We start from the raw sequence: 2,906 nt of genomic DNA, 5'->3' as shown, positions 1-2,906 counted from the left end.
AACATGTTGCCCAGCGGAGCGGTACCGAAGCCGAGCTTGCCGGGAAGGATCTTCTTCAGGGACATGGTGGTGCCTTTACGGGGGAGTGAGGGGTGTGACGGCAACCCGGCACGAGGTGACGGGTTGCCCGTGAGGGTCGGCGGCGGTGCGGGCGGGGCCGCGGCAGGAGGGGGTGCGCGGCGGTGCCCGGCAGGGCCGGAGGCGAGGTGCTCCAGATGGATGCGGAAGCGCCTTACATGTGAAGACAATAGTTGCATGCGCGGGGTAATGCAAGCCCTCGCCGACCTGGCCGCGCTCCGGCCCCCAACGGTGCCCCGCGCTGGTGACCGCGGCCCCGCCGGGTGCGGCGGCCGCGCGGAAGGGGCCCGCCGGACCGGAACCGTGCCGCGTGCGCCCGGCACCGCGAACGGGCGCGCGGCGATCCCGGTGATCACCGCGCGCCCGCGACGGGGGTGTTCCGTGGTCGGGGCCGACCGCGCCGTCGCGCCGCGGAGGCCCCGGTCGGTGATTCCGTTCCGCCGTTCGCTCTCAGCGGGGCAGATCGTGGTTGATGAACGCGTGCTTGCAGCTGGATCGCTTGCACCGTCCCTGGAAGCCGCCGAACTCGAAGCCGGGGCAGGGGCAGGACAGGCAGCGCAGGGTGCCCTGGGTGTCGTCGCCGGGGTCCCAGCCGCTGTCCGCCAGACGGGCTCGGGCGGTGTCCTGGACGCTCCGGATCCTGTCGTCGAAGGCGCGGAACTCGGCCGCGTTCTCCTCGAAGGCCTTCTTCTGGGGGTCTGTCGGGTCGTACTGCATGGGGTCCTCCCAAAACGGAGGCGGGGGCGGGGAATTGTCGCCCCTTCCCTCCATGATCGCGCGGCGGGGGCCAGCCCGCACGCGGGGCCCTCCGGCGGGGCCCCGCGTGCCCGGGAACGGCGCCCCGGGCTCGGGGCCGGAAGCGGTGAGCAGCCGTTCGGACACCCTCCGCTGCCCGAAAGGGAAGGGGATGGGTGGGGTTGTCCCCCGGAAGCGGCCGGGGGTCTGCTGTCGTGATCACGGCCCGTCCGCTGCCTAGCGTGAGGTCATGACCGCCGGCCGCCCTCCGGGTGGGCCGGCGGTCCCGTGCCGGGGCGTTCCGCGGCCGGGGCCCGGCGGAACGGACCGCCGGACCGGCCCGGTGCGCGCCGCATCCGACGTCACCCGAGGAGACACCTTGACCGCAGGCCCGCGCACCTCCGCTCCGTCCGCCCGCCCACGCCCGGCCCGCCCGGCCCGGTCGTCCACCGCCCGCCGAACGGCCGCCGCCGGCCTCGCCCTCGCCGCCGCCCTGGGCACGGTGGCCGCCGCCACCGGGCCCGCGCAGGCGGCCCCCGCCGACCCCGCCTCGGCCGCCGAGGCGTTCGGCGGCGGCCCGGCCACCGCCGGCGTGCCGCGCGACCTCCTCCGCTTCCACCAGCAGCGCCTCGACTGGCGCAGCTGCGTGCAGGGGCCCGCCGACCAGGTGGGCGCGGAACTGGAGAAGGCCGGTGCCGCCTGTGCCGACGTCACCGTGCCGCTCGACTACCGGGACCCGCGAGGGCGCACGATCACGGTGGCCGTCTCGCGGATCAGGGCGACCTCGGCCCGCGACCGGATCGGTTCGCTGCTGCTGAACGACGGCGGCCCCGGCGGTGCGACCCTCGGCGCCCCGCCCCGGGTCCGGGACGCGCTCAAGGGGAACGCCGGCCGCTGGGACATCATCGGCATGGACCCGCGCTTCGTGGGCCGCAGCACCCCCGTCGACTGCGGCTGGCCGGTCGGCACGAGCCTCTCCTCCGCCGGGACGAACCGCGCGGGCTTCGAGCGCCAGATCGCCCACCACAAGGACCTCGCCGCGAAGTGCCGGGCGAACGCCGGCGACCTGCTCCCGCACGCCGGTACCCGCAACACGGCCCGGGACATGGACGTCGTCCGCGGCGCGCTCGGCGAGCGCAGGATCTCCTACCTGGGCGTCTCCTACGGCACCTACCTGGGCACCGTGTACACCCAGATGTTCCCCGGCCGCTACGACCGGATGGTCCTGGACGGCGCGCTGGACCCGCGCACGTACGGGCCCGCGCTGCTCCCGAGCATGCTGCCGGAGAACGAGGCCGCGTACGCGGCCTGGGCGGCGTGGGTGGCCCGGCGTCACGACACCTACGGACTCGGCCGCACCGCCGAGGAGGTGACGGCCGGGATCCTGCGGACCGTCGGGACCGCCGCCGAGCGCCCGCTGGTGGTCGGCAGCGGTGACCTGGCGGTCGAACTGGACGACACCCGGGTGCCGCTGCTGCTGTTCATGGGCCTGGCCGGCGACTCCGACGAGGAGCGGGCGGCGCTCGCGGACCAGATGTCGACGGTCGCCCGGGTCGCGGCGGGCGAGCAGGTCACCCCGTCCGAGGGGACGACGGCCGTCCTGCGGTTCGCCTTCTCCGGCGACGCCTCGCCGGTCGGCAGTTCCAACCAGGCGATCATGTGCGCCGACGGCACCACCTCGCGGGATCCGGAGGACTACTGGCGCCGTGTCGAGCGCAGCCGGGCCGGCCACCCGCTGTTCGGCCCGCTGCTGAACAACATCAACCCGTGCGCGTTCTGGGACGCCCCGCGCGAGGCGCGCACCGAGGTGCGCCGCGACGCCGACGTCATGATCGTCGCCGCCACCGGGGACCCGAGGACCACCTACCGGGACAGCACGGCACTGCACCGGCTGCTGCCCTCCTCCCGGCTGGTGACCCTCAAGGGCGCCAACCAGCACGCCCTGTTCGGCTTCTACGGCAACGCCTGCGTGGACGACGCGGTCAACCGCTACCTCGCGGGCGGGCGCCTGCCGGCCTCCGACCTGACCTGCGCCAAGCGGTAACCCGGCACCCGCCCCTCCCGGGCCCGCGCCCCCCTGCCCGAGGCGGGGG

2 protein-coding genes are annotated in these 2,906 nt (G+C 75.5%); one reads left to right on the top strand and one right to left on the bottom strand.

Annotation, left to right across the window (positions count from 1 at the left end):
* Positions 1 to 528: 528 nt before the first annotated feature.
* Positions 529 to 795: a hypothetical protein gene (locus tag ACFCX4_RS35705; RefSeq protein ID WP_376151548.1), complete on the bottom strand. Its 267-nt coding sequence runs from the start codon at positions 793 to 795 to the stop codon at positions 529 to 531.
* Positions 796 to 1,063: 268 nt separating this feature from the next.
* On the opposite strand from ACFCX4_RS35705, the gene ACFCX4_RS35700 reads away from it, so the two are divergent.
* A complete protein-coding gene (locus ACFCX4_RS35700) occupies positions 1,064 to 2,857 on the top strand; it encodes an alpha/beta fold hydrolase (RefSeq protein ID WP_376151546.1) in 1,794 nt (597 codons plus the stop codon).
* The last annotated feature ends 49 nt before the right edge of the window (positions 2,858 to 2,906 follow it).

This window comes from Kitasatospora sp. NPDC056327 (assembly GCF_042261735.1).
Classification (GTDB): Bacteria; Actinomycetota; Actinomycetes; order Streptomycetales; family Streptomycetaceae; genus Kitasatospora.
Note: the sequence above shows the minus strand (reverse complement) of the source record. Positions and strands in the feature narration are given on the sequence as shown.

Excerpts from the sequence above, each read along its gene's own strand:
- ACFCX4_RS35705 (WP_376151548.1), bottom strand. The coding sequence starts at position 795 with ATGCAGTACGACCCGACAGACCCCCAGAAGAAGGCCTTCGAGGAGAAC.
- ACFCX4_RS35700 (WP_376151546.1), top strand. The coding sequence starts at position 1,064 with ATGACCGCCGGCCGCCCTCCGGGTGGGCCGGCGGTCCCGTGCCGGGGC.